The sequence below is a fragment of the Campylobacter aviculae genome, assembly GCF_005406215.1.
Taxonomy (GTDB): Bacteria; Campylobacterota; Campylobacteria; order Campylobacterales; family Campylobacteraceae; genus Campylobacter_D; species Campylobacter_D aviculae.
The window spans coordinates 115,214-138,303 of sequence record NZ_NXMA01000002.1 but is presented as its reverse complement, the minus strand read 5'-3'; the positions used below and the strand labels follow the sequence as shown (position 1 = coordinate 138,303).

At 29.3% G+C, this 23,090-nt stretch carries 26 protein-coding genes; 6 read left to right on the top strand and 20 right to left on the bottom strand.

Annotated elements, in window-relative coordinates; genetic code table 11:
• Window positions 1–10: 10 nt before the first annotated feature.
• The 8 genes from CQA76_RS01580 to CQA76_RS01545 form a co-directional block, all read right to left on the bottom strand.
• Window positions 11–511 carry a TlpA family protein disulfide reductase gene (locus CQA76_RS01580; RefSeq protein ID WP_137621697.1) on the bottom strand — a complete coding sequence of 167 codons (501 nt, stop codon included), beginning with the start codon at window positions 509–511 and terminating at the stop codon, window positions 11–13.
• The gene (locus CQA76_RS01575; protein ID WP_137621696.1) at window positions 472–954 is read right to left on the bottom strand and encodes a TlpA family protein disulfide reductase; all 483 of its coding nucleotides are present in this window, start codon (window positions 952–954) and stop codon (window positions 472–474) included. The genes CQA76_RS01580 and CQA76_RS01575 overlap by 40 nt, the downstream gene beginning before the upstream one ends.
• On the bottom strand, window positions 951–1,604 hold the full coding sequence (locus CQA76_RS01570; RefSeq protein ID WP_137621729.1) for an ABC transporter ATP-binding protein: 654 nt from the start codon (window positions 1,602–1,604) through the stop codon (window positions 951–953). The genes CQA76_RS01575 and CQA76_RS01570 overlap by 4 nt, the downstream gene beginning before the upstream one ends.
• Complete coding sequence (locus CQA76_RS01565; protein ID WP_137621695.1) at window positions 1,600–2,721, bottom strand: ABC transporter permease; 1,122 nt, start codon at window positions 2,719–2,721, stop codon at window positions 1,600–1,602. Before CQA76_RS01565 ends, CQA76_RS01570 begins: the two co-directional genes overlap by 5 nt.
• Window positions 2,711–4,006 (bottom strand): ABC transporter permease, encoded by a 1,296-nt coding sequence (locus CQA76_RS01560; protein ID WP_137621694.1) that lies wholly within the window; start codon window positions 4,004–4,006, stop codon window positions 2,711–2,713. The genes CQA76_RS01565 and CQA76_RS01560 overlap by 11 nt, the downstream gene beginning before the upstream one ends.
• On the bottom strand, window positions 3,996–5,399 hold the full coding sequence (locus CQA76_RS01555) for a Fe-S-containing protein (protein ID WP_137621693.1): 1,404 nt from the start codon (window positions 5,397–5,399) through the stop codon (window positions 3,996–3,998). The genes CQA76_RS01560 and CQA76_RS01555 overlap by 11 nt, the downstream gene beginning before the upstream one ends.
• Window positions 5,400–5,550: 151 nt before the next feature.
• Entirely contained in the window at window positions 5,551–6,090 is a 540-nt protein-coding gene (locus tag CQA76_RS01550) for an iron transporter (RefSeq protein ID WP_137621692.1), read from the bottom strand.
• Window positions 6,087–8,150, bottom strand: a complete 2,064-nt coding sequence (locus CQA76_RS01545) for an FTR1 family iron permease (RefSeq protein WP_137621691.1) — start codon at window positions 8,148–8,150, stop codon at window positions 6,087–6,089. The genes CQA76_RS01550 and CQA76_RS01545 overlap by 4 nt, the downstream gene beginning before the upstream one ends.
• Before the next feature lie 237 nt (window positions 8,151–8,387).
• Here CQA76_RS01545 and CQA76_RS01540 point away from each other — a divergent pair, with 237 nt between their 5' ends.
• The 6 genes from CQA76_RS01540 (at window position 8,388) to map (ending at window position 13,000) form a co-directional block, all read left to right on the top strand.
• The gene (locus tag CQA76_RS01540; RefSeq protein ID WP_137621690.1) at window positions 8,388–8,570 is read left to right on the top strand and encodes a YjfB family protein; all 183 of its coding nucleotides are present in this window, start codon (window positions 8,388–8,390) and stop codon (window positions 8,568–8,570) included.
• Between the two features lie 122 nt (window positions 8,571–8,692).
• Window positions 8,693–9,841 carry a Na+/H+ antiporter NhaA gene (gene nhaA / locus CQA76_RS01535; RefSeq protein ID WP_137621689.1) on the top strand — a complete coding sequence of 383 codons (1,149 nt, stop codon included), beginning with the start codon at window positions 8,693–8,695 and terminating at the stop codon, window positions 9,839–9,841.
• The gene (gene nhaA, locus CQA76_RS01530; RefSeq protein ID WP_137621688.1) at window positions 9,838–11,019 is read left to right on the top strand and encodes a Na+/H+ antiporter NhaA; all 1,182 of its coding nucleotides are present in this window, start codon (window positions 9,838–9,840) and stop codon (window positions 11,017–11,019) included. The genes nhaA (CQA76_RS01535) and nhaA (CQA76_RS01530) overlap by 4 nt, the downstream gene beginning before the upstream one ends.
• Window positions 11,019–11,492, top strand: coding sequence for a C40 family peptidase (locus CQA76_RS01525; protein WP_137621687.1), 474 nt, complete (start codon window positions 11,019–11,021; stop codon window positions 11,490–11,492). Before nhaA (CQA76_RS01530) ends, CQA76_RS01525 begins: the two co-directional genes overlap by 1 nt.
• A complete protein-coding gene (gene murI / locus CQA76_RS01520; RefSeq protein WP_137621686.1) occupies window positions 11,489–12,232 on the top strand; it encodes a glutamate racemase in 744 nt (247 codons plus the stop codon). Before CQA76_RS01525 ends, murI begins: the two co-directional genes overlap by 4 nt.
• A gap of 9 nt (window positions 12,233–12,241) precedes the next feature.
• Window positions 12,242–13,000 (top strand): type I methionyl aminopeptidase, encoded by a 759-nt coding sequence (map, locus tag CQA76_RS01515; protein ID WP_137621685.1) that lies wholly within the window; start codon window positions 12,242–12,244, stop codon window positions 12,998–13,000.
• Window positions 13,001–13,009: 9 nt separating this feature from the next.
• Here the strand turns inward: map and CQA76_RS01510 are convergent, their stop codons facing one another.
• From CQA76_RS01510 to CQA76_RS01455, 12 genes are read right to left on the bottom strand one after another with little or no spacing between them, the layout of a single operon-like run.
• Window positions 13,010–13,510: a flagellar FLiS export co-chaperone gene (locus CQA76_RS01510; RefSeq protein ID WP_137621684.1), complete on the bottom strand. Its 501-nt coding sequence runs from the start codon at window positions 13,508–13,510 to the stop codon at window positions 13,010–13,012.
• Window positions 13,511–13,569: 59 nt separating this feature from the next.
• On the bottom strand, window positions 13,570–14,163 hold the full coding sequence (locus tag CQA76_RS01505; RefSeq protein WP_137621683.1) for an ABC-type transport auxiliary lipoprotein family protein: 594 nt from the start codon (window positions 14,161–14,163) through the stop codon (window positions 13,570–13,572).
• Entirely contained in the window at window positions 14,163–15,008 is an 846-nt protein-coding gene (locus CQA76_RS01500) for an MlaD family protein (RefSeq protein ID WP_137621682.1), read from the bottom strand. The genes CQA76_RS01505 and CQA76_RS01500 overlap by 1 nt, the downstream gene beginning before the upstream one ends.
• Window positions 15,009–15,010: 2 nt before the next feature.
• Window positions 15,011–15,733 carry an ABC transporter ATP-binding protein gene (locus CQA76_RS01495; protein ID WP_137621681.1) on the bottom strand — a complete coding sequence of 241 codons (723 nt, stop codon included), beginning with the start codon at window positions 15,731–15,733 and terminating at the stop codon, window positions 15,011–15,013.
• Window positions 15,733–16,845 carry an ABC transporter permease gene (locus CQA76_RS01490; RefSeq protein WP_137621680.1) on the bottom strand — a complete coding sequence of 371 codons (1,113 nt, stop codon included), beginning with the start codon at window positions 16,843–16,845 and terminating at the stop codon, window positions 15,733–15,735. Before CQA76_RS01490 ends, CQA76_RS01495 begins: the two co-directional genes overlap by 1 nt.
• Window position 16,846: 1 nt before the next feature.
• Window positions 16,847–18,745 carry a transketolase gene (gene tkt / locus CQA76_RS01485; RefSeq protein ID WP_137621679.1) on the bottom strand — a complete coding sequence of 633 codons (1,899 nt, stop codon included), beginning with the start codon at window positions 18,743–18,745 and terminating at the stop codon, window positions 16,847–16,849.
• 9 nt (window positions 18,746–18,754) lie between these two features.
• Complete coding sequence (locus CQA76_RS01480) at window positions 18,755–19,594, bottom strand: polyprenyl synthetase family protein (RefSeq protein WP_137621678.1); 840 nt, start codon at window positions 19,592–19,594, stop codon at window positions 18,755–18,757.
• On the bottom strand, window positions 19,591–20,685 hold the full coding sequence (locus CQA76_RS01475) for a PDZ domain-containing protein (protein WP_137621677.1): 1,095 nt from the start codon (window positions 20,683–20,685) through the stop codon (window positions 19,591–19,593). Before CQA76_RS01475 ends, CQA76_RS01480 begins: the two co-directional genes overlap by 4 nt.
• Complete coding sequence (locus tag CQA76_RS01470; protein ID WP_137621676.1) at window positions 20,682–20,987, bottom strand: YbaB/EbfC family nucleoid-associated protein; 306 nt, start codon at window positions 20,985–20,987, stop codon at window positions 20,682–20,684. Before CQA76_RS01470 ends, CQA76_RS01475 begins: the two co-directional genes overlap by 4 nt.
• The gene (locus tag CQA76_RS01465) at window positions 20,980–22,266 is read right to left on the bottom strand and encodes a UDP-N-acetylmuramoyl-L-alanyl-D-glutamate--2,6-diaminopimelate ligase (RefSeq protein ID WP_137621675.1); all 1,287 of its coding nucleotides are present in this window, start codon (window positions 22,264–22,266) and stop codon (window positions 20,980–20,982) included. The genes CQA76_RS01470 and CQA76_RS01465 overlap by 8 nt, the downstream gene beginning before the upstream one ends.
• Complete coding sequence (locus CQA76_RS01460; protein ID WP_137621674.1) at window positions 22,250–22,804, bottom strand: histidine kinase; 555 nt, start codon at window positions 22,802–22,804, stop codon at window positions 22,250–22,252. The genes CQA76_RS01465 and CQA76_RS01460 overlap by 17 nt, the downstream gene beginning before the upstream one ends.
• A complete protein-coding gene (locus CQA76_RS01455) occupies window positions 22,791–23,063 on the bottom strand; it encodes a NifU family protein (protein WP_137621673.1) in 273 nt (90 codons plus the stop codon). The genes CQA76_RS01460 and CQA76_RS01455 overlap by 14 nt, the downstream gene beginning before the upstream one ends.
• Window positions 23,064–23,090: the final 27 nt, after the last annotated feature.

Below are 23,090 nucleotides of genomic sequence, written 5' to 3'. Positions count from 1 at the left end.
AAGGATAAGATTAATTTTTTATCCTTTTAATTTCATTTTCAAGTATATGATAAGGTGTCAATCCTATAAATTTTTTATTCATTTTTCCTGACTCAAAAAAACTAATTACAGGAACTCCATAAATACCGCCTATGGAATCTGAAAGATACTTAGCTGCATTTTTTTCATAAAATAAAGTTAATTGAGTTAAACCTTTTTCTTTTGCCCAATTTTTTGCATCATCTAAATTCTTTGCATCTCCTAAAATCACAAAAACATTAAAATTATAATTTTGGATTAATTGTTGTAAAATTTTGATTTGTTCTTTGCACACTCCGCAATCTTTGGTAAAAAATACTAAAGCAAAATTTTCATCCTTTTGATTAAGTTTTAATGTTTTTTTAAAACCATTATAGGAAAAATTATAATTTTTATGATCTAAGCTTTTAAAATTTTCTCCATCACTGCAAGCTATAAAAAATAAAGCTGTGATTAAAGCGATGAAATAAGCTTGGACTTTAAATTTTTCCAAGGTGTTTCTCCTAAAATTCTATCTTTTATAATTCCATTTTTAATGATTATAGTTGTTGGCGTTGCAAATATAGCGTACCTATCCTGTGTTATTTTAAGATCATCTTTTAAAATTTTAACCTTTTTAAAATCAAATTTTTTTGCTAAAGATTGTATAGTTTGTATATCATTGGCTGAATTGATCGCATAAATGCTAATTTTATCTGGATAATTTTGCGCAAATTCATCTAGATAAGGCAATTCCTTTAAGCATGAGGAGCAACCATTTTGAAAAAAAACTAATACTTTTAAAGGATTTTTATCATTGTTTAATTTAATATCATCTCCTAAAAGATTTTTAGCTGAAATTTCTGCAGCCACTTCTCCTATTTTTGTGCTTTTTTTATTTTCCAAAGAGCAAGCATTAAACAACAATAAAGCAATAAAAATACATAAAAATTTCATTTTAAAACCCCATGATGTAAGCATATAGTTCTATCAGCAAATTTAGCTAAATCTGGATTGTGCGTGATTAAAACAATGGTTTTTCCTTCATTTTTAAGTTTTTTTAGGGTTTGAAGAACGATTTCTTCATTGGCTTCATCTAAATTTCCTGTGGGTTCATCCGCAAGTAAAATTTCAGGATTATTGATTAAAGATCTTGCGATACAAACTCTTTGTTGCTCCCCTCCGCTTAGTTGATTAGGAAGGTGATTTAAACGATGTGAAAGACCGACTTTTTCAAGCATCATTTTTGCATCTTCTTCATCAATGCAAGAGTGATAATATTGAGAAAGCATTACATTTTCTAAGGCATTTAGATAAGGGATAAGATGAAATTGCTGAAATATAAGTCCTATTTTCTCTCTGCGTAATTGTATTTTTTGCTCTTCTTGAATTTGTTCTAAATTTTGCCCATCTAGGATATATTGACCATTGCTTGGAGTATCCATTAGAGATAAAATATTTAAAAGTGTGGATTTGCCACTTCCTGATGGACCCATAATGGCAAGCCATTCTCCTTGATAAACATTTAAATTAATATTATTTAAAGCCTTGACTTTGCCAAAATTTTTACTGAGATTTGTTATTTTTATTAATTCTTTCATTTTAATCACCTTTCAAATTATCACAAATATTAATTTTTAAAGCCTTTTTTATAGGTAAAAAAGCGGCAAAAAAAGCAAAAGCCAAAGAAATAATGATAGATATTGATACCGCTTTAAATCTAAAGTCAATACTGGAATTAAAAATTAAATAACCAAAAATATTGGCTAAAAATATTCCACAAAATGCCCCTATAATGCTTGCTATTAAGCTCACAATAAAACACTCACTTGCAAAAAGTTTAAAAATTTCGCTCTTTTTAGCTCCTAAAGCTAAACGCAAAGCAATTTCTTTTTTTCTAGAAAATATAATAGAGCTTAGCGTGGTATTAACACTGGTTGTGACTATGATTAAAACAATAATGACGATTAAAAACATTAAGGTTTTTATTTTTTTAAGAACCAAATTTTCACTTAAAGATACCGATGATATAGGTTTAGCGTTGATGATATGATCGCTAATAGCTTGAGTTTTATCCCAAACGCTTTGAAAATCACCATCGACTATAGCATTAGCATAATTAATACCTTGAGTGTCGCTTAAATTTTGAATCACATTTAAAGATGCCAAGGCTATACCATCGAATTCATCATTGCTTGAAAATATAGCTTTTATGGTTAATTTAACACTTTTTCCATTATTTGGATTATAAATTTGCAGTTCATTTCCTACTTTAAGGTCTAATTGTTTGGCTAGATCGATACCTAAAAAAACAGAATTATCACTAAAATCTCTTAAAGAAAAACTTCCACTTTTTATCTCTAAAAAAGGTTTAGCGATCTTTAAGGCTTTAAAATCTGTTCCTAAAACAACCGCACTTGTGCTGCCTAAATTTAAAAATTCGTATAAAAATGGAGTTAAAGCCCTAGCTTTTAATTTCTGTTTGATTTCCTCATATTTAGCGTTAGAGATAAAATTTTCATCTATATTTTTAGAGCTTATAATCACATTTGCCCCGTAGGCTTTGAGTTCTTTAGAAAGTTTTGTATCTATGTCAAAATAGATATTTAAAAATGCTGAACAAGTTAAGGCACCTATGAAAATGGATAAAATGATGATAAAAAGTCTTTGATAAGAAAAACTAAGACTTTTAAAAAGTTCATTTAGAAAAAATCTATTTTCCATAAAGCACCTCTACTGGAGAGAGATTAGAAATATTTCTTATAGGGATTAAGCAGCCAATTATAGCTATTAAGCCAGCAAAAATAAGACTTAAAGGTAAAGCGATAAAAGCAATATTGATAAAATAACCAAAAATATTAAGACTGATGATTTCTGAAATTCCTATGCCAAATACAAATCCAAAAATTGCAGCGATAAAGGCTACAATTAAATTTTCGCTTGAAAAGATCAAATAAATTTGAAAAGTATTAGCTCCAAGGACTTTTAAAAGACCTATTTCTTTTTTTCTACGATGAATTTCTGAATTCATAAGGCTTGAAATAGCTATGCTTGAAATGATAATACAAATAATGCAGGTGATTGACATTAAAGATTGAATTTTTTTAACGATTAAATTTTGAGCATCGCTTATAGCATTTAGCACTTTTACATCAGATCCTGGAAGTCCATCTTTGATTTGACTAGCAATAGAACCTACATAAGCAGAACAATACCATTTATCGTATTCAACCTGATCGAGTTTTTCTTCTCCTAAGCGGCGTACTTTTTCAGAAAGTGCAGATTCTGGTATAGTAAAAGCCCTAACTTCAGCGCTTGAATAAAACCCTTGTTTATTAAGTAATTCTTGAGCAAGATTTAAAGGAGTGATGATTTTATTTGACATTTTAGGATTTGTATGCAATAAAATTCCTACAATCTTAACTTCTTTTGAAATATTATTTTCTCCAAGGAGTGTTATATTTTGTCCTATTTTTAGTTTGGAATTTTTAGCCAAATCTTCACCAAGCATGATTTCATTGCTATCATCTTTTGCCCAGCTTCCTTCTACTTTAAGATAAGGATAAAGGGTTTGAATTCCTGTTACAAAATCATCACTATCTTTTATTTTAATTGCTTTACTAAAATAAGTTCCATATAATAGAGCTTTTATAGCCTTATCATCATTTTTAACAGTGATTTTACCATCTAAAAATGGGGCTAGGGCAGTGATGTTATTGCGCCAATAAATATCTTTAATCATATATAAATTTTTTTCTTCAAGATAGTTTTTATTTTTTAAGGGTTTATAAATTTCATTGCCTATTTCAATGTTTAGGTTAGAACCTTTAGGTAAAACCAGTATATTTGATCCATAGCTTTTTAATTGTTCCGTGACTTCATTGCCTATACTTAAAGTAATATTTAGCATAATACAAAGCAAAAGAGTGGCTAAAAAACAAGTAAGAAAGGCTAAGAATTTTTGAATTTTATTTTTAAAAATAGAATTAAGGATTATTTTAGCTAACATCGCTTCTCCTTTGGATTAAAAACTTAGCTTCTGTATCTTTAATAAATTTTAAAGGATCTTTTTTAAATTCTTCATAGTTTTTTTCATTGATAAAATAATAAGTAATTCCTTTATAGCTATAAGAAAAAGGTGCTTTTATGTTGATGAGTTTATCTTTTGAAACAGGGTCACTAACTTGAATTTCTTTGATTTGATTAAAATAATTAGATCCGGCAATGACATCTTTTACATCAATAATAATATTTTTGCCATCATAAGTATATTTTAAAGGAATAGGATTGCAACCACCAGATTTTCCTACGCTTGGTAGAAAAATACGGACATTGCAAGAAATGCAGATTAATTCCCCGTCTTTTTTAATATAGCCCATATCTCCGCAAATCATACAAGCATCAAAAACAGCAACAGGAGAGTCTCTGTCTTCTCTTTTATTGATTAGAAAAAATCTCACAACCTTACCTTCAGCTGTTACATAAGCAAACCTATGAAGTTTATTATCCCTTAAAAGTGCCACATCAAAGATAAATTTACCCTCAGCGTTAGGTAAAATTTCTTTAGGTTCATCTATAACTAAAGGTTTAGAACTGATCATAAAAAAATATAAAACGATACAAAAACTAACTATACAACTTACAAAAACGCTTGAAAAATAAGAATTGATTAGATGATTTTTTGCCTTATTTTTGCGATACTCAATATCTAAAATCGTGCGTTTATTGATATTGTTTTGGCGAATTCTTAAACTTAAAAAAGTAAGGATGAGGATTAAAATGATATAAAGATAAATTTTAAAAGTGCTAAAATAATTGCTTTTTCCAACAAAGCTAACCAAAAAAGTTTCAGTATCGATAATTGAATTTCTCATTAGAGTGAGTAAAATATTAGCTAAAGCACGATCCATTTCTATAAAGATAACGATACAAAAGACAATAAAACTTGCTTTTTTATTGATTGTTTTTTGCCATCTTAAAAAGAAAAAGATTAAAATACAAATAATGAAAGCTAAGAATATAAAACCTAAAGATGCAATTGTTTGACTATCCAATAAAGAATTACTAAATATAGGCAAATCTTGATTGATGTAATAATAATTTAAAGCTATGCAAAAACTTAAAATGGTCGATAAAACTAAGTTTAAAATTTTAACTTTTTCCCAAAAATAAAATATAAAACTTGCAAGTAAAGAAGCTATAAAAATAAAATTGAGATTAAATATCAAATTATCAGTTTTTAAAAATTGTGCGGATATAAAAAACGCAAAATACCCAAATAAAAATCCTAAAAAAACCGCTATAAAGCTTTTTATAATGTATTTTTTGTCAGGATTTATAAAAGCTATTAAAACGCTTAAGGGTAAAATATTGGAAATAAAATTGACAAAATATATGCTCATAATCTTTCACTTTTTTATATTGATAAGAGTTATTATTACATAAAAAACTTTAAGAAGTATAAAATCAAATCAGTCTTATAAAACCTAAATTTTATTCAGATAAATTTTTAAAAAAGATATCTAGAAATTCTTAGAATTTCTAGATGCTTGATTATTTTGGTGTGCCAGTATATTTAAATTTATAATCAACTTTAAAGGGCTCAAACCATTTACCCACGCCTGTTTCTTCATCAACATGGCGTCCAAATCCTTGTTTTTCAGGATTTGAAATGTAAAAAGTAAGCTCATAATTACCCACTCCAAAACCACCTTTTTTGTCTTTTTCCATAGCGATATTAGCACCATAATGAGGACCATCATCCGCAACCATAGGCATTAAAGTTCCGCGTTTAATGGCTCCAGTATCCGTATTTTTAAGTTCATAAGCTATGGTTAGATAAGGCATCCAAAATCCTTCAGGAAAGCCATTAGGATTGTTTTTAGTTGCGTGAATATCTGCTTCTAAGTGAATATCCGCTAAAGATGCTGCAAGATCAATTCCTCTTGGTTCCATTTCGATTGGTTGGAGATAAACAGCGGCTATTTCCATCCCATTTAATTCTTTTGGATCCCCAATCGGTACTTCACCGGCAAAAAGATTTATGCTTGTAATAGCTGCTATAACAGCACTTGATAAAATTTTTTTCATTATTTGACTCCTTTTTTTGAAATTTGTTTTGTGATTAAAATACCAATAATTAATAAAATTAAAATTATAAATTGAGGGATTAAAGTTTCATAGTAAGGATAAATTCCAAGCCATAATATAGGTTCAAAATTCATAGGAACTAAACTAGGAAGGATGATTTTTCCTTCTATAAGCTCTGCTATACCTTTACCTGTAAAAACAAATACCATATAAAAGATTATATAAGAGGTAATATAAAAAAATTGTTTAACAGGGATGCGAATAGCTCCTGCTTTTAAAAGAAAATATAAAACAATTAAAATTAAAATTCCAAGTCCAAGTCCCCCAAATATAGCACTTAAATCCGTACTGGTTTTTGCATCAAAAAGCAAAGCTTGATAAAAAAGAACCGTTTCTGCACCTTCTCTATAAACAGCTAGAAAAACGGTAATCCAAAGTGTTTTTGCGCTATTGTTTGAAATAGCATCAATGGCTCCTTGCTTGATAAAACTAGCCCATTTTTTATTTTGTGCGTTTGAAAGCAACCAAAATCCAACATAAAATAATAAAAGAACTGCTATAAGCATAGTAATACCTTCTATAAGTTCTCTACTTTGCCCCGCATTTTCTTTGAAAAGCCAAGAGACAGCAAAAGCGGTGATAAAGCTGAGTATAACTCCAGTAAAAAGTGCGCTATAGGCTATATTGAGGCGATTTTTATTGCCACTTTGCACAAGATAAGATACGATAGCAACAACGATAATTAAAGCTTCTAAACCTTCGCGTATGATAATTCCTAAAGCCCATATAAAAAGAGAATAAGGCGTAGAATTTTGAATTTTATCTATACCTTGTTGGATGAATTTTTCTAATTCATCAAAAGTAGCTTTAAGTTCTTTTTTATCGGCACTATTTTTGATTAATGCAACACTTTGAGAAAATAAACTTTCGATTTTTAATTTCAAATTGCTATCAACAGCACCTATTTTATTTTCCATCCCACTGGCTTCAAAAATATCCAAATAGGTATTTTGTAAATCATTGATAGCTGAAATATTAAAACCATCGTAATTATTTAAAATTTCATTTAAGGCAAGTTTGATATCATCTCCGACTTTAGCGTAATCTTTTCCTTGATTTTCATCATTAAAACCTTTTAGTTTTAATTTTGAAAGTTCTGAATTTGGAATTTGTAAAAATGTATCAAAAAGCTGTTGTTCTATACCATCTAAACCATCTCTTAATTTTTTTTCATCAAGTTTTTTATCATCAATTTCACGTATCAAGGTTCTTAAAGCTTGTTGGAATTTTTGATCATTTCCAGCTTTGGTAAATTTATTGATTAGAATTTCAACTTTTGTATTACGATAATCATTAAATAAAGCATCATTTAATAAATTTTTACTCTCATCATAATTTCCATTTTTAAAAGCATTTGCAGCAAGGGTAAATTTAGTCGAAATATTATCAAGAATAAATTGCAATCTTGCATCCATAGAAGCTGCCGCTTGAAGATCAGAATTGATATCATTGGTTTTTAAATTTGATGGATTATTTTGGATATTAGAATTATTGTTTGATCTGGGTTTAACACCTGTAATTTGGGCAATTAAAGCTTCAGCTTCAGCTTCTCTTTTAGCATTAGCCTCTAAACTTGATTTTTTAGCCGCGGCTTTATCGTAATTGGTTTGACTAGCCTCTGCTTTTAGTCTGTATCCATTTTGCAAAATAGGAGTCACTTCATCTAAGTCATAATGAAGACTTTCAATGAGTGCGTTGATTTGTTCTAAAGGAGCTTTTTCCTTATACATACGACGCAAATTAACAAATTTACGCTCCATAGTGATGGCTTTGCGACCTATATTTCTACCTATAGGACCTTCCATATTTTCAAAATGTTGAAAATAAGCATCTTCGCTTAATTTTTTTGCACCTTGGTTATCACCTTGTTTATATAAAGTAAAACTTTGTTTTAATATCTCTTTAATAGTATTAGATTCAGCTACATAATCATCAATTTTTGCAAATACAGAACTTGCTAAAAATAATACAAGAGTAAAAAATACAATCTTAAAAATTTTCATTAATTTAATTTCCTTAACTTTTGTTTTGCATAATGAAACAATTTTATAAAAATAATATTTATTATCAATATAAAGTATAATATCAATAATCTTAAATAAGACTAAAATAATGTAATTTTTACCTAAAGATTGTATTTTTTATAAAATTTTTCAAAAGTATTAATTTTTAAGAAAAATTTCCGATATTGTTTAAGTGTCTTTTCTTTGTTAAGACTATATCAAAATAAGGAGGGTATTATGATTTCAGATGCAACCATGAGTAATGCGAACTTATTAACAGCGGTTAATACTTCGGTATTAAAAAAATCTATGGATACAAATGAAACATTAATGGGTAAGCTTATCGAAGGTATGGAGAATGTCTCTGAAGCCTCCGCTCCACAGACTTCTAGTTCTGGTGGTTTAGATATTTACGCTTAGATATCTTAAATTAAGGGTGTGGCTTTACACCCTTAATTCTTTAAAATAATTATTTCTTTAGTATTTTTTAGCTATAATCCAAATTTAAATTTCGTAAAAACAAAATTCCTTTAGGAGTATTGATGCATATTATAAAGAAAATAGTTTTAAGTGAGACTTTTCCTGGAATTTTGCTTATATTTTTTACTTTTTTGGCATTATTATTTAAAAATTCTTTTTTAAGCTCCATTTATACAGATTTTTTTCACGCCAATTTTACAATAGGACTAGATCATTTTAAAATCTCAAAATCCTTAGATTTATGGATAAATGATGGTTTAATAGCCATATTTTTTCTTTGCATTGGGCTTGAGTTAAAATATGAAGTTTTACGCGGACAACTTAAAAATATAAAATCTGTTTCTTTGCCTTTATTTGGAGCTTTAGGGGGTATGATATTTCCTGCTTTGATTTTTACTTTAATCAATCATTCTCACGAATTTGCTATGAAAGGATGGGCAATTCCAACTGCTACAGATATAGCATTTGCTGTAGGAATTTTAATGCTTTTAGGCAATAAAATTCCATCTAGCCTAAAATTATTTTTACTTTCTTTAGCTATTTTTGATGATTTGGGTGCGATTATTATCATTGCTTTATTTTATACCGACCAGCTTTCATTTTTAGCGATAATTATTTGCTTTTTATGTATTTTGACTTTATTTGCATTAAATTATTTTCATGTAACACATTTGTCTTTGTATGTTTTAATTGGAGTGATTTTATGGATATCCATGCTTAAAAGTGGAGTTCATGCTACTTTAGCAGGAGTTATTATAGCTTTATTTATACCTTTGGATACACCTGACAAAAAACCTTATTTACATGAAGTTTTAAAAGATTTAAATCCTTGGGTAATTTATTTCATCTTGCCTTTATTTGCTTTTGCTAATGCAGGTATCGATGTTAAAGACATGGAACTAGGGGCTGTATTTTCACCTGTAAGTCTTGGGATTATGTTAGGCTTATTTTTGGGCAAACAATTGGGAGTTTTTTCTTTTTGCTATATTGCGATTAAATTAAAACTTGCAAAACTTCCAGAGAATATAAAATATTCTAAATTCTACGGAGTATGTATTCTAACAGGTATAGGTTTTACCATGAGTTTGTTTATCGATGGTTTAGCTTATAAAAATAGTAATCTTTTTGAGCATGCGGATAAATTAGCTATTTTATTGGCAAGTTTTTTGAGTGCATTGGTTGGTTTTATATATCTTAAGATAATCAAATGAATGGCGTATTTCATAAATTAAAAACTTTAATTTTGAGTGAAGCTTTTGGTGGAATTTTGCTCATTATTTGTACTTTATTTGCTTTACTTGTGCAAAATGGATTTTTAAGTGAGTATTATCGCAATTTTCTTAATTTAAAAGTAGGTTTTAGTGTAGGTGAATTTGAGCTTAATAAGCCTTTTTTACTTTGGATAAATGATGGGCTTATATCGATTTTTTTCTTCGCAATAGGACTTGAGCTTAAAAAAGAATTTTTACACGGGGATTTTAGAAATCCTAAAAATATAATATTACCTTTTATAGCAGCTTTGGGAGGTATATTAATCCCCGCTTTGTTTTTTACCTTCATTAATATAGGAGATCTTTATACTCTTAAAGGATGGGCAATTCCAACTGCTACAGATACAGCTTTTGCTTTAGCCATTTTAATGATGTGTGGAAAACATATTCCAGCAAGTCTTAAGACTTTTTTACTTTCTTTGGCAATTTTTGATGATGTGGGCGCTATTTTAATTATTGCAATTTTTTATACCACTAAACTTTCTATATTTGCTTTTGTGGTTGCAGGTATAGCCATTTTTATAATGTTTATTTTAAATATTTTTAGAATTACAAGAAAGTCCTTTTATTTTATTTGTTCTATAATTCTTTGGATTAGTGTTTTAAAAAGTGGAGTTCATGCTACTTTAGCAGGGATTATCACTGCTTTTTTTATTCCTATGACCACCAAAGAAGGAAAACCTTTTTTAGAAGATATTTATGAGAGTTTAAAATTTTGGCTTACTTTCGTGATTTTGCCTTTATTTGCCTTTGCAAATGCAGGAGTAAATTTATCAAATATAGATCTAAATACAATTTTTTCAGGCGTAAGCATAGGTATATTTTTGGGACTTTTTATAGGAAAACAATTGGGAGTATTTGCATTTTCATATTTTGCCATCAAATTTAAATTGACCGATTTGCCTCAAGGTTCGAATTTAAAACAGCTTTATGGAGTCTCTATTTTAACAGGTATAGGTTTTACCATGAGTTTGTTTATCGATGGTTTAGCTTACGAGGTAAGTGATATATTTCATTATGCAGATAATCTTGCTATTTTGATCGCTTCATTTTGTTCTGGAGTTTGGGGCTTTATATATCTTAAATTCTTTACTCATCATTCTAAAAAAGGAGTTTAATGAGACAAATTTTTTTTATTTTTTTAGCTTTATTTTTTATTACTGGATGTAGTTTTTATCCTAACTTTGCGTTTATAGGAAAATCGAATTATCACTATTCAAATGCAGAATCAAAGCTAAAATCCATTGCTTATGAGTGGAGAAAAACTCCTTATGTTTTAGGAGGCACTACAAAAAGAGGTGCAGATTGTTCAGGTTTTACTCAGAAAGCTTTATTGGAATTAAATACAAGAATTCCAAGAACAACTGTTACGCAATTAAATTCAGGTATAAAAGTTTCCAAATCTAATTTAAAAACAGGAGATTTAGTTTTTTTTAGAACAGGTAGAGGACCAAATGGTATGCACGTAGGAATTTATACAAGTAAAGGTAATTTTATCCATCTTTCTTCCAAGGGTGGAGTTAAAGAAGTTAGTTTGAGTAATTCTTACTGGAAATCCCGTTATATAGGCGCTAGAAGATATATAAGATGAAAATTGGCGTTTTTGATAGTGGTATAGGAGGGCTCAGTGTCCTAAAGTCTCTTTATGAGGCAAATTTATTCGATGAAATAATATACTATGGGGATACTGCACGAGTTCCTTATGGAGTGAAAGATAAAGATACAATTATAAAGTTTTGTTTAGAAGCTTTAGATTTTTTTGAAAAATTTCAAATTGAAATGCTTATCATTGCGTGCAACACAGCAAGTGCCTATGCTTTGGATATATTGCGTAAAAATGCCAATATCCCAATATATGGAGTAATAGATGCTGGAGTGGAGGCCACAAAAAAAGCATTAAAGAGTAAGGATGAAAGAATTTTAGTAATTGCAACAAAAGCGACTATCAATTCACAAGAATACCAAAAACGTTTAATTGATCAAGGTTTTACTAGAGTTGAAGCTTTAGCAACTGGACTTTTTGTTCCTATAGTCGAAGAAGGTATTTTTGAGGGAGAATTTTTGCAAAGTGCTATGAAATATTATTTCGAAAAAGTTCAAACTCCCGATGCTTTAATTCTTGCTTGCACCCATTTTCCTTTTTTGATGAAATCTTTAGGTAATTATTTTGGTAAAAATACAAAACTGATTCATTCTGGTGATGCTATAGTGGAATTTTTAAAAGAAAAGCAAAAGCTAATCTTTAAAGAAAATAAAGCCATTTTGCATTTTTATGCATCAAGCGATGTGCAATCGTTAAAAAATACTGCTAAAATTTGGCTTAATTTATAAGGATAAATAATGATAGAACTAAAAAAACCTGCAGAAATAGAAAAACTTAGAATTGCAAATCAAATGGTTGCAAAAACTTTAGATTTTTTAGAAAAAGAGATAAAAATTGGAATGAGTTTAAAGCAAATTGATGAAATGGCAGAAGAATATATATTAAGCTTAGGTGCCAAACCTTCATTCAAAGGGCTTTACGGCTTTCCAGGCGCAATTTGCACTTCTTTAAATCAAGTTTGTATTCATGGAATTCCTGATGATAAAATTCTTAAAGAAGGTGATATCTTAGGCATAGATGTTGGCACAATGCTTAATGGATATTATGGGGATGCTGCTAGAACTATTGCTATTGGTAAAGTTTCTTCTAAGGATGAAGCTTTGATTGCTTGTGCTAAAGATGCTTTGTATTATGCAATTGATATTATTAAAGATGGAATGCGTTTTAAGGAGCTTTCAGCTGCATTGGGTGAATTTATTACTTCAAGAGGTTTTGTTCCACTTCGTGGATATTGTGGGCATGGAATAGGTCAAAAACCTCATGGAGAGCCTGAGATTTTAAATTATTTAGAAAAAGGAGCTAATGCTAAAAGCGGACCTAAGATAAAAAATGGAATGGTTTTTTGTATAGAACCTATGATATGTCAAAAAGATGGAACCCCAAAGCATTTTAATGGAAAATGGGATGCGGGCAGTATTGATGAGTTAAATACTGCCCATTATGAACATTGTGTAGCGATTATTAATGGACGAGCAGATATTCTTTCTGCTTTGTGAAATGATTAATTATCTAAAAAGATTTTTAAAATCTGTAGTTGAATCATACATTTGGGCATTATCCATACCTTGACTCATTACAATAGCACTGGCTAGATCAGCTAGAATATTTTTGATTTCATCTCTTTTATCTTGGATATAAGCTAAAACACCTTCATATCCAGCTTTTTCTAAGATTAAAAGAGGATTTGAAATTTCAAATTCAAAAAGTTTTTTGCCAACATATACATTAAAAATATTTCCAAAAAGTGCTGTTCCCATAAAAGAACAATTTTGAATAAGTTGAGAAGTAGTCGCATCTAAAGTACGTTTTTGTAAATCATCTATTTGATCATCGAGTCTTTGTGCAATGCTTTGTTCGATTTTTTTAAGAGCGAGTTCTAAGACTTGCAAGGCGCCAATAAAATCATTAGCATCGTTAATCTGTGAGCAAATTTGTGTAGCTTTAAATTCGCTCATTCCTTGCACCTCTCCTAAATGTTTTTTTAATACATCTAATTCATTTTTCATTTTTTTGCCTTTCAAAAAATTATCACTAAATCTTTAAAAGCAAAAAGTGTTCCTACTTTTTAATTAACGTTAGAATTAATCCATATAACGATATCTTTAGTTAAGGAATTTAAATTTTTTTCAAAAGATTGATAAATATTTTGGATATCATTTTGATTAATATTTTCTCTAGAATCAAAAAGTCGATGAGAAATGATCTTATTTTCTTTTGCATTGATAAGATTAACACTTGCAATAATTTGTGTATAGTTTTGTTTAGAATTGATGATTTGTTCAAAAGAATCAATTCTGCTTTCAAGAATGTAATCAGGCTTTAAAGAACTTCCTTGAAAAATTACCGTTTTAAATATTTTGACCTGTTCTAATTTAGATAAAAGTAAAGATCGATAAAAACTACTTGGTAAGTCTGCCCAAAAATGGTAAGCATAAGAATTGCCCATATTATTTTCTATATATACAATCGATTTTGAATTAAGATATAAAGGCAAAGAGGCGTTTTTGATTTTTAAAATCTTAGTCGTTTTTTTAAAAAGAGTGCTAGAAGAAATTTCATCGTTTTTTAAAATAAACATTTGAGTTTGATCAATTTGATGATTAATAGAGCATCCATAAAAAATGAAACTTAAAACAAATATAAATAAATACTTTTTCATTATCTTTCTCCAGGTCCTAGTTGAGGTTTTTCTTGTTTAAATAAAAGATCAGATGGGCTTTTTTGTAAATTTTGTATCAAGAGATCACTTTCTAATAAAACTTTTTTTAAGAGTTCTAAATTCTGTTCGATATCTTGTTTTAAATCATCATATGCTCCTTCTTTAATATTTTTTAAAATTTCATTAAAATTTTTAGCTGTAAGACTTATATTATCTGCCATTTGTCCTAGTTTAAAGCTTGCATTTGTAATATTTTGACTCATTTTTTTTGAATTTTCATTAAGATTAATACTTATTTGGGCTAAATTTTTTAAAATGAGTTCTAAATTTTTTAAATTTTGATCGCTTAAAAGTTCTTTAGTTTTATCATCTGCTGTTTTAACTAAAGAGAAAATATGCTCACTTTGTTTATCTATGGCGGCTAAAAAACTTTCTTTAAATCGAATTACGGGTGGTGTATTTGCATTTTTGCTTGTTAATTTTGGACTATCTTTTGTTCCGCCTTGTAATTGGACGAATTTAAGACCTGTAATACCTTGGAGTTGCAAGGTTGCAAAAGTATCTTGTTTTATAGGAGTGTCTTTTTTTACCTTAATGAGTATTTTTACTCCTAAATTATCTTGTGTTTCAATACTTATATTTTCTACACTTCCAACTTCTACACCTAAAAGTCTTACTGGTGCTTTAATCCCGAGTCCTGCTACAGATTCTTGTGTTCGTATTTCATAATACTCAAAGCTTTCATCCTTAGCATATCCTCCAAGCCAAAGTATAAATGCTAGGCTGGCAAAAAATAATCCAAAAACAAAAATTCCCACAAAAAAATAATTAGCTCTATTTTCCACTTTTACTCCATAAATCTTTTGAAAAGTTTTTCATTTTGCATTTTAAGTTCCTCATAAGTTCCATAAAAACCTACTTTTTTATCTTCTAAAATAATAAAACGATTAAGTAAAGCTTTCATACTATCTTTATCATGTGTTACTAATACAATACTAAGGTTAAAAATTTGTTGCAATTCTAAGATAAGCTCATCAAATTCACGGCTACTATAAGGATCTAGGCCGGAAGTTGGCTCATCAAGAAAAAGTAATTTACTATCTAATGCCAAAGCTCTAGCAATAGCCACTCTTTTTTGCATACCTCCGCTTAATTGACTTGGAAATTGTTTTAAAACGCTTTCATTTAAACCAACCATTTTAAGTTTCATCATAACTAGTTCTTTGATTGAAATTTCATCCAATTTTGTGTATTCTTTTAAGGGAATAGCTATATTTTCATAAACGCTAAAAAAACTAAAAAGAGCAGCAAATTGAAAAACTACTCCCCATTGTTTTTGTAAATTTAGAGCATTTTTTTCATTGATATTTTTAATCTTAAATCCTAGAATTTCATATTCACCCTCATCAAAATGTTCCAAAAGCAACATTTGTTTGAGTAAAACAGATTTTCCACTCCCACTTCCACCTAAAATTCCAAAAATTTCATTTTCTTTTACTTCAAAATTAATTTTATCATGAATTAATTTTTCTCCAAATTTTGTTACAATATTTTGTGCTTTTATAACCATTAAATTCCAGCCATAGTTAAAATAATTGAAAATAAAGCATCAAATGCTATTACCCAAAAAATAGTATTTACAACACTTTTTGTGGTATAAATTCCTATGCTTTGAGTAGTGTTTTTTACCTTAAAACCATTAAAACAAGCAATCGCACCAATTAAAAATCCGAACATTGGAGCTTTTGCAAGACCTATGATGATATGCTTTAATTCAACCGCTTCCTTAAAACGCCTTATAAATTCTAAAAAAGAAATGTCAAGGCTTATTTTCGCAACTATCATTCCTCCTAAAATACTGATAGCATCACTTAATGCGACTACTAGGGGCATAGAGATGATTAAGGCCATTACGCGAGGAATGATAATAAAATCAAAAGATCTAAAACCCATGGTATTCATCGCAGCAATTTCATCTGTAATTTTCATCACTCCAATTTGTGCTGTATAAGCACTTGCACTTCTCCCAGCTATAATAATAGCTGTAATTAAAGGAGCCAGTTCTCTAGTAGCTGAAATTCCCATAAGATCAACGATAAAAATATTAGCTCCAAATTGAGCCAGTTGATAAGCCGCTTGATAAGCAAGGACGATTCCTATTAAAAGAGCAGTTAAAATGATAATAGGTAAGGCATTAAATGCTGAATTTTCTATATGATATAAAAAAGATATAAAGCGAAAATTTTTAGGATTTTTAAAACATAGCAAAAGAGCAATAAAAAAAGCACCTACAAAATTGATAAAATCTTTTAAAATTGCAAGAAAATTAACACTAAATATCCCTAAAGATATGAATAATTTTTTAAAATCAAGCTTATTTTTTTGTGTATCATTTTCTATTCTTTGATAATTTTTTTCACAAAGTTGAAATAGTTTTTCAAAACGAGAATTTAATCCCTGTTTTAATATAGAAATATTATTTTTTTTAAGATCAAATTCTAGGGCAAGAAAAAATCTCACTCCGGCCATATCAATTTCTTCTAAATTGCTAAAATCAAAAATACATTGTGTGATTGAAATTTGAGATAAAAAATCGTGAGTTTTTAATCTTGCAATGCTTGTTTTATTCCAAATTCCAAAAATCAAAATTTTATCTTTTTGAAATTTGAAATTCGCAGTCATTTTATTTATCGAGTATAAAATTTAAAAGTTTAGAAACGCTAAAACCAAAGTGTTCAAACACATCCTTATCTTTTCCACTTTCTCCAAAACTTTCTATACCATAAACTTTATGACAAAATTTATAAAGCTCATTAGAATTTGCTGCTTCAATCCCTATAACTTCACCTTTTAAAATTCTTTTTTTATAGTCGTTTTCTTGCTGATTAAAGAGTTCAAAACAAGGCATTGAAACAACATTACAAGTAATATTTTGTTTTTCAAGCTCATTGGCAACATCTAAGCAAAGCGAAACTTCGCTACCGCTAGAAAGTAAAGTGAATTTAGGATTGTTATTTTCTTTAAGCAAATAAGCTCCATTTTCAACATCTCCAAAAACAGGTTCGCTTAGAGCTTTAAGTTTTTGACGTGAAAGGACAAAAGCACTTGGCATTTGTTTATTTAAGGCTATTTTCCAAGCTTTGACATTTTCAACCCCATCCGCAGGTCTAAAAGTTAAGCAATCAGGCATAGCTCTAAAAGTGCTTAATTGTTCAATAGGCTGGTGAGTAGGACCATCTTCTCCAACCCCAATACTATCGTGAGTGAAAATAAAAAAGTGTTTAATTTTCATCAAAGCAGCAATTCTAGCAGCCGGTTTTAAATATTCGCTAAAAATGAAAAAGGTTGCTGAAAAAGGTAAAAATAAGCCATACCTAGCAAAGGCATTATTGATAGCTACCATTGCATGTTCTCTTATGCCAAAATGGATATTTTTCCCTTCTACAAAATCTCCCATTTCGTGAAGTTCGGTTTTATTTGAAGGACCTAAATCTGCACTTCCGCCTAAAAAGCCTTCTAAATTTTTAGCTAAAATGTTTAAAATTTCTCCATTGCTATCTCTTGTAGCAAGATCTTTACCTTTAAAATCAGGATATTGTATTTTGCTAAAATCAGGTTTTAAAAGCTTTTCTAAGAGTTCTTTTTTATTTGAATTTTGAAGTTTTTCTTTCCATTTTGCTTCTTCTAAATCTCCAATTTCTATAGCACTTTCAAAACGAATTTTTGCTTCTGGTGGAATTTGAAAGGTTAAATTTTTATCAAAACCTATTTTTTCTTTAGCTTCTTTGATGATATCTTCACCCAAAGGAGCACCATGACTTTTATGGCTTCCTTCAAGTTTTCCAGCGCCTTTGGCGATGGTTGTTCTTGCAATAATAAGGCTTGGTTGTTTAGAATTTTTTGCTTTTTCTAAAGCTTTATCAATCTCTTCAAAATTGTGTCCATCGATATCTTGAACTTCAAAACCTTGGGATTTAAAACGCAAAGCAACATCTTCATTAAATGCAAGGCCTACATCTCCTTCTATAGAGATATTATTGCTATCATAAATAAGTATTAAATTATCAAGTTTATGAAGTCCTGCTAAAGAACAAGCTTCATAAGAAATTCCTTCTTGTAAATCTCCATCACCACAAAGACAATAAATTTTATGATCGATTAGATCTTCTCCAAGCATTTTTTGAGCTTTTTTAGCAGCCATAGCAAATCCAACAGCATTAGCCACACCTTGTCCTAAAGGACCTGTTGCAATTTCAATGCCTGCTGTTGTGATCTCTGGATGACCAGGGGTTTTAGAATGAAGTTGTCTAAAATTTTTTAAATCATCCAAGCTTAAGTCATAGCCGCTTAAATGCAGAAAACTATAGATTAAAGCACTTGCATGACCGCCTGAAAAAACTAATCTATCGCGATTTAGCCAGTTTGGATTTTTAGGATTATGTTTTAAATGATAACTTAAAACACTTAAGATATCAGCTAAACCCAAAGGAGCACCAGGATGGCCAGAATTTGCTTTTTGGATCATATCTGCACTTAAAAATCTTAAAGTATCTGCTTGAATTTTTAAAAATTTTGTATCCATTCTCAACCTTTATAAATATTGTATCATAAGATTTTCGATCATTTTTGATATTTTTTCATCTAAATCAATCAAATCATTTTTGCAATTTTGTATCAAATCATTTTTGCAATTTATGGCTTCTTGAAGTCCTAATAAATTCACAAAAGAATTTTTATGCGTATCATGATTAGCAGGTTTTCCACTTTGCTCTTCACTCATGGTTGCATCTATAATATCATCGTTGATTTGAAAGATTAAACCTAATTTTAAACCAATATCATAAATTTTTTCACTTTCTTTTTTGTCTAATTCGCAAATTTCACAACCCATTTTTAAAGATGCAGCTATGAGTTTTGCGGTTTTATGAATATGTAAAAATTTAAGTTCATCTAAATTGAGTTTTTTATCTTCAAAATAACAATCAATCGCCTGACCTATAATCATCCCATTAATACCTGCATTATAGGCTAAAGTGCGGATTAAATTGATTTTGATCTTTTCTTTTAAATTTAGGTTACTTAATAATAAAAAAGCTTCAGTATTTAAAGCATCTCCAACTAAAATAGCCGTGGTTTCATCGTAATTTTTATGTAAAGTAGGAGTACCTCGTCTAAAATCAGCATTATCCATAGCAGGTAAATCATCATGAATGAGAGAATAAGTATGGATAAATTCTAAAGCCAAAGCTGCACCTAAGGCGTTTGAAACGAGTTGTGGTGCCTTGCACTCAACAACCCCTAAAAGCAATTGTGCACGAAAATGTTTCCCTCCTGCTTTTAACATTGCTTGTAAGGCTTCATTAAAAAAAGGATGAAAGCTTTTTATATAGGGTAAATTTTCATTTAAATACTTGATGAAAAGTTCTTTCACTTTTTAAGCCTAATAAAAAATTGGAAATTTCCATCCCCATTGGCGTTGATATTGCCAAGCAAATTATCATTAAAATTATGTAAAGGCAGCTTAGAGCTTTTTCTTTGAATTAAAATATTAAAATCGTTTCCACTAGCTAGTATGGTTTGTAAGTTTTTAAAATCTTTGACTATGGTATTATTAACGCGTAAAATTTTATCACCCACCATAAATCCAGCTAAAGCAGCTTTAGATTTTGGATCAACTTTTGTAACGATTAATGATGAATTTACACTCAAGCCTAAATTGCTTCTAAAATTTGTCGGTTTTACTTTTGGCTTAGTATTTGGAAGATTAAACATACTTAAATCTTTTGCAAAAACCTCAGTTGAAATATTTAAATCTACATTATCTCTTAATACTTGAAAATAAAGAGTGCTTCCACGATCTGCAAAAAGAATTTTTTCATTCAATTTTCTTAAATCTTTTACAGGCTTTCCATCTACACTTACTACTTCATCATTGATCAAAAATTGACCATTTTTGCGAATTTTATTAACATAAATTTTATTTTCTCTCAATATAAAATCTACACCTATATCTCCCCAATAAACATCATTATATTTCATGAAATGTTTCAAATAACGATTTCCTATAAAAGAGTTATCATTTAAAGCAATACCCATCATTTCACAACATGCAGTTCCTAAAAGCCCTATTTTTGTATTAAAGTCAAGCTGATCTCTTTCGTTAATATTTTGAGCTAGGTACTTGATATGTCCTATGTAAGGTTTATTTGGATCCCAAACTCCTACCCAATCATTACGAGTTAATTTTTCTTCATCTCCCATAGGTGCAGGAATGAGTGAAAAGTCGGTTCGAACAAGGTAAAGATTTAAAAAAGGATCGTATTTTACGTATTTATTTAATTTTGCATTAGGTTGTTTTAAAACAGCAAGTAAATTTTCACTCAATACAAAAGCAGGAAGTCCCTCATAGTTAAACATACTTGCTTTATTCCTTTGATAACCAGCGACAAAATCTTCAAAAGTAGGGCGTTCTATAGCTTGCCCAATCATTAAAAAAGTAATAATACAAAATAAAAATCTCATAATTTTCCAAAGCCTCCTAAAACATCGTTAGTTATATGATTGCGATTTTGTGCAACCATAGCTAAAACATCATTAATAGCCGATATAAGTAAAATTTGTAATGACTCTTTATCTTCAAGCAAGGAATCATCAATGCTAACATCAATAATTTCTCCTTTACCATTTGCACTGACTTTAACAAGCCCCGCCCCGCTTTTTGCACTGAATTCTTTATTAGCAAGCTCTGATTCTATATTTTTTGCTTTTTCTTGCACTTGATTTAAAAGCTCTCCCATTTTGGAAAAATCTATATTTTCAAACATTATTTATCCTTAAAATTTCATTTACAACAAGTTTGTCACTAAAAGGATATTTTATACCTTTAATTTCCTGAGTATCTTCATCACCTTTTCCTAGTATGACTACTAAATCGTCTTTTTCTTTGAGCTCTAAAGCTTTTTTAATGGCTTCTTTTCTATCTTCGATCATTAAAGCTTTATCGGGTTCTTTAAAACCGCTTGCAATTTCTTCGATTATAGTTTTTGGATCCTCATCACGTGGATTATCGCTTGTAATGATAGCAGTTTTTGCAAAGTGTTCTACAATTTTACCCATTAAGGGTCGTTTAGTGCGATCTCTATTACCCCCTGCTCCAAAAACCACGATAAGCTTTTTATTTTTAAGAGCATCAAGCACTTTTTCTATACCATCAGGAGTGTGGGCAAAATCCACAATCACTCCATTAGCAACTTGTTCAACTCTTCCACAAACCCCTCCAAAATGACTGATTGCTTTTTCTAAATCGTCCAAATTTGGCTTAACAAGTTCATTCACACAGGCACTTGCAGCTAAAAGATTATAAAGATTAAATAGTCCTAACATAGGCGATTCTATATGAAAACTTATATTTTTAATCATAACAATTGCTTCAATCCCATTTTCTAAAGAATAAGCTTTGATTTGATACAAAGAAGGGTTTTCTATGCCATAGGTAAAAGCATTTTTTACATTAAATTTAATTGCTAAAGCGTCTTTATTGATAAATTTTAAACTTTCATCGGTAAAAAAAAGTTCTTTAGTTTGTTTGTAATTTTCAAAGGTTTTATGAAAATCTAAATGATCTTGAGTGATGTTAGTAAAAATTTTTGCTGCAAATTTCAAACCCTCGATTCTATTTTGTATTAAGGCATGAGAGCTTACTTCCATAACAAAAAACTCGCATTTTTTTTCCGTGGCTATTTTTAAGTATTCTAAGGTTTTTAAAATCGCAGAAGTTGTAAGAGATTTTTTATCGATTTGTTCATCATTTATAAAAGCACCACGAGTTCCACAAAGACCACACTTGTATCCTAAATCAAGTAGCATAGAATAAATTGCAGCTGCAGTTGTAGTTTTCCCGTTTGTTCCTGTGATGCCAATGATTTTTATCTTTTCATCAATGTTGAGTAATTTTTTACACTCTTTAACATCAATAATTTTACATCCTTTTCCTAAGGCTTCATTTTCAAATTGTTTATTTTGTTCTGTTTTTAAGAAAAAACAATCTTTTTCACATTCTAAAGTATTGTCTGTGATAAATGAATTTTCAAGCTTTATTTTCACTTTTAAATCCTATAAGCTTTTCTTGAATTTTTATAAATTTTTCATTAGCCCAAAAATGAGCTATAACATTTTCTATATAATTTAAAGTCATATCCTTATAGCCATTATCTACCAATTTTTCTAAAAAATCTAAAAAATCATCACGATTGTCAATAACTAGCTTGGTACTATTTATAATATTTTCAAAACTCTTTTTAAAACCAATTTGCTGTTCACTTTTCAAAAAATCTTGATAATTTAAGGCATAGCCATCCTCAAGCTCATTTTTATTGTGTAGTTTTTTCTCATTTTGAGTTTCTATGGTTTTAAAAATTTCTTCAAAATCTTTATCAATTTTATTTACAGAATAATGCTCTAGATAAAATTCAAAAAGCAAAATTGCTTCTTTAGGAAATTTTAAAGCCAGATCACAAAGCAGAATAAAATTAAATAAACGTTTATTTTTACGTTTTTCATAAGCCAGAGAAAAATATATTTTTGCTGTTTGAAAATCTTTTTTTAGAAAATGTTCAATACCGAGTTTTTTATAATTTTGCAAATTCTTCTGCCCCACCATTTAGATTTACTATCGTAATTTCAGGATGAATATCAATTTTAAGTTGTCTTTCAAGTCCGTATTTTAAAGTTGTTCCGCTTGATGCACAACCTTTGCAAGCACCGATTAAATGCACATAAACTACTCCATTTTTAATCCCTAAAAATTCAAGCCCACCCCCATCGCGTTCTAACATAGGAATGCTTTTTTCTAAGCTTGATTTTACTGGATTTATAAGTTCTTCATCACTAAAAGGCATCATCAAATCAATCCTTAAAAAAATTTCTAT

What these genes read in the sequence shown, in the direction of transcription:
- CQA76_RS01575 (WP_137621696.1), bottom strand. Translation starts at nt 954, where the DNA reads ATGAAATTTTTATGTATTTTTATTGCTTTATTGTTGTTTAATGCTTGC.
- CQA76_RS01565 (WP_137621695.1), bottom strand. Translation starts at nt 2,721, where the DNA reads ATGGAAAATAGATTTTTTCTAAATGAACTTTTTAAAAGTCTTAGTTTT.
- CQA76_RS01560 (WP_137621694.1), bottom strand. Translation starts at nt 4,006, where the DNA reads ATGTTAGCTAAAATAATCCTTAATTCTATTTTTAAAAATAAAATTCAA.
- CQA76_RS01555 (WP_137621693.1), bottom strand. Translation starts at nt 5,399, where the DNA reads ATGAGCATATATTTTGTCAATTTTATTTCCAATATTTTACCCTTAAGC.
- CQA76_RS01545 (WP_137621691.1), bottom strand. Translation starts at nt 8,150, where the DNA reads ATGAAAATTTTTAAGATTGTATTTTTTACTCTTGTATTATTTTTAGCA.
- CQA76_RS01540 (WP_137621690.1), top strand. Translation starts at nt 8,388, where the DNA reads ATGATTTCAGATGCAACCATGAGTAATGCGAACTTATTAACAGCGGTT.
- nhaA (WP_137621689.1), top strand. Translation starts at nt 8,693, where the DNA reads ATGCATATTATAAAGAAAATAGTTTTAAGTGAGACTTTTCCTGGAATT.
- nhaA (WP_137621688.1), top strand. Translation starts at nt 9,838, where the DNA reads ATGAATGGCGTATTTCATAAATTAAAAACTTTAATTTTGAGTGAAGCT.
- CQA76_RS01525 (WP_137621687.1), top strand. Translation starts at nt 11,019, where the DNA reads ATGAGACAAATTTTTTTTATTTTTTTAGCTTTATTTTTTATTACTGGA.
- murI (WP_137621686.1), top strand. Translation starts at nt 11,489, where the DNA reads ATGAAAATTGGCGTTTTTGATAGTGGTATAGGAGGGCTCAGTGTCCTA.
- map (WP_137621685.1), top strand. Translation starts at nt 12,242, where the DNA reads ATGATAGAACTAAAAAAACCTGCAGAAATAGAAAAACTTAGAATTGCA.
- CQA76_RS01510 (WP_137621684.1), bottom strand. Translation starts at nt 13,510, where the DNA reads ATGAAAAATGAATTAGATGTATTAAAAAAACATTTAGGAGAGGTGCAA.
- CQA76_RS01505 (WP_137621683.1), bottom strand. Translation starts at nt 14,163, where the DNA reads ATGAAAAAGTATTTATTTATATTTGTTTTAAGTTTCATTTTTTATGGA.
- CQA76_RS01495 (WP_137621681.1), bottom strand. Translation starts at nt 15,733, where the DNA reads ATGGTTATAAAAGCACAAAATATTGTAACAAAATTTGGAGAAAAATTA.
- CQA76_RS01490 (WP_137621680.1), bottom strand. Translation starts at nt 16,845, where the DNA reads ATGACTGCGAATTTCAAATTTCAAAAAGATAAAATTTTGATTTTTGGA.
- tkt (WP_137621679.1), bottom strand. Translation starts at nt 18,745, where the DNA reads ATGGATACAAAATTTTTAAAAATTCAAGCAGATACTTTAAGATTTTTA.
- CQA76_RS01475 (WP_137621677.1), bottom strand. Translation starts at nt 20,685, where the DNA reads ATGAGATTTTTATTTTGTATTATTACTTTTTTAATGATTGGGCAAGCT.
- CQA76_RS01470 (WP_137621676.1), bottom strand. Translation starts at nt 20,987, where the DNA reads ATGTTTGAAAATATAGATTTTTCCAAAATGGGAGAGCTTTTAAATCAA.
- CQA76_RS01455 (WP_137621673.1), bottom strand. Translation starts at nt 23,063, where the DNA reads ATGATGCCTTTTAGTGATGAAGAACTTATAAATCCAGTAAAATCAAGC.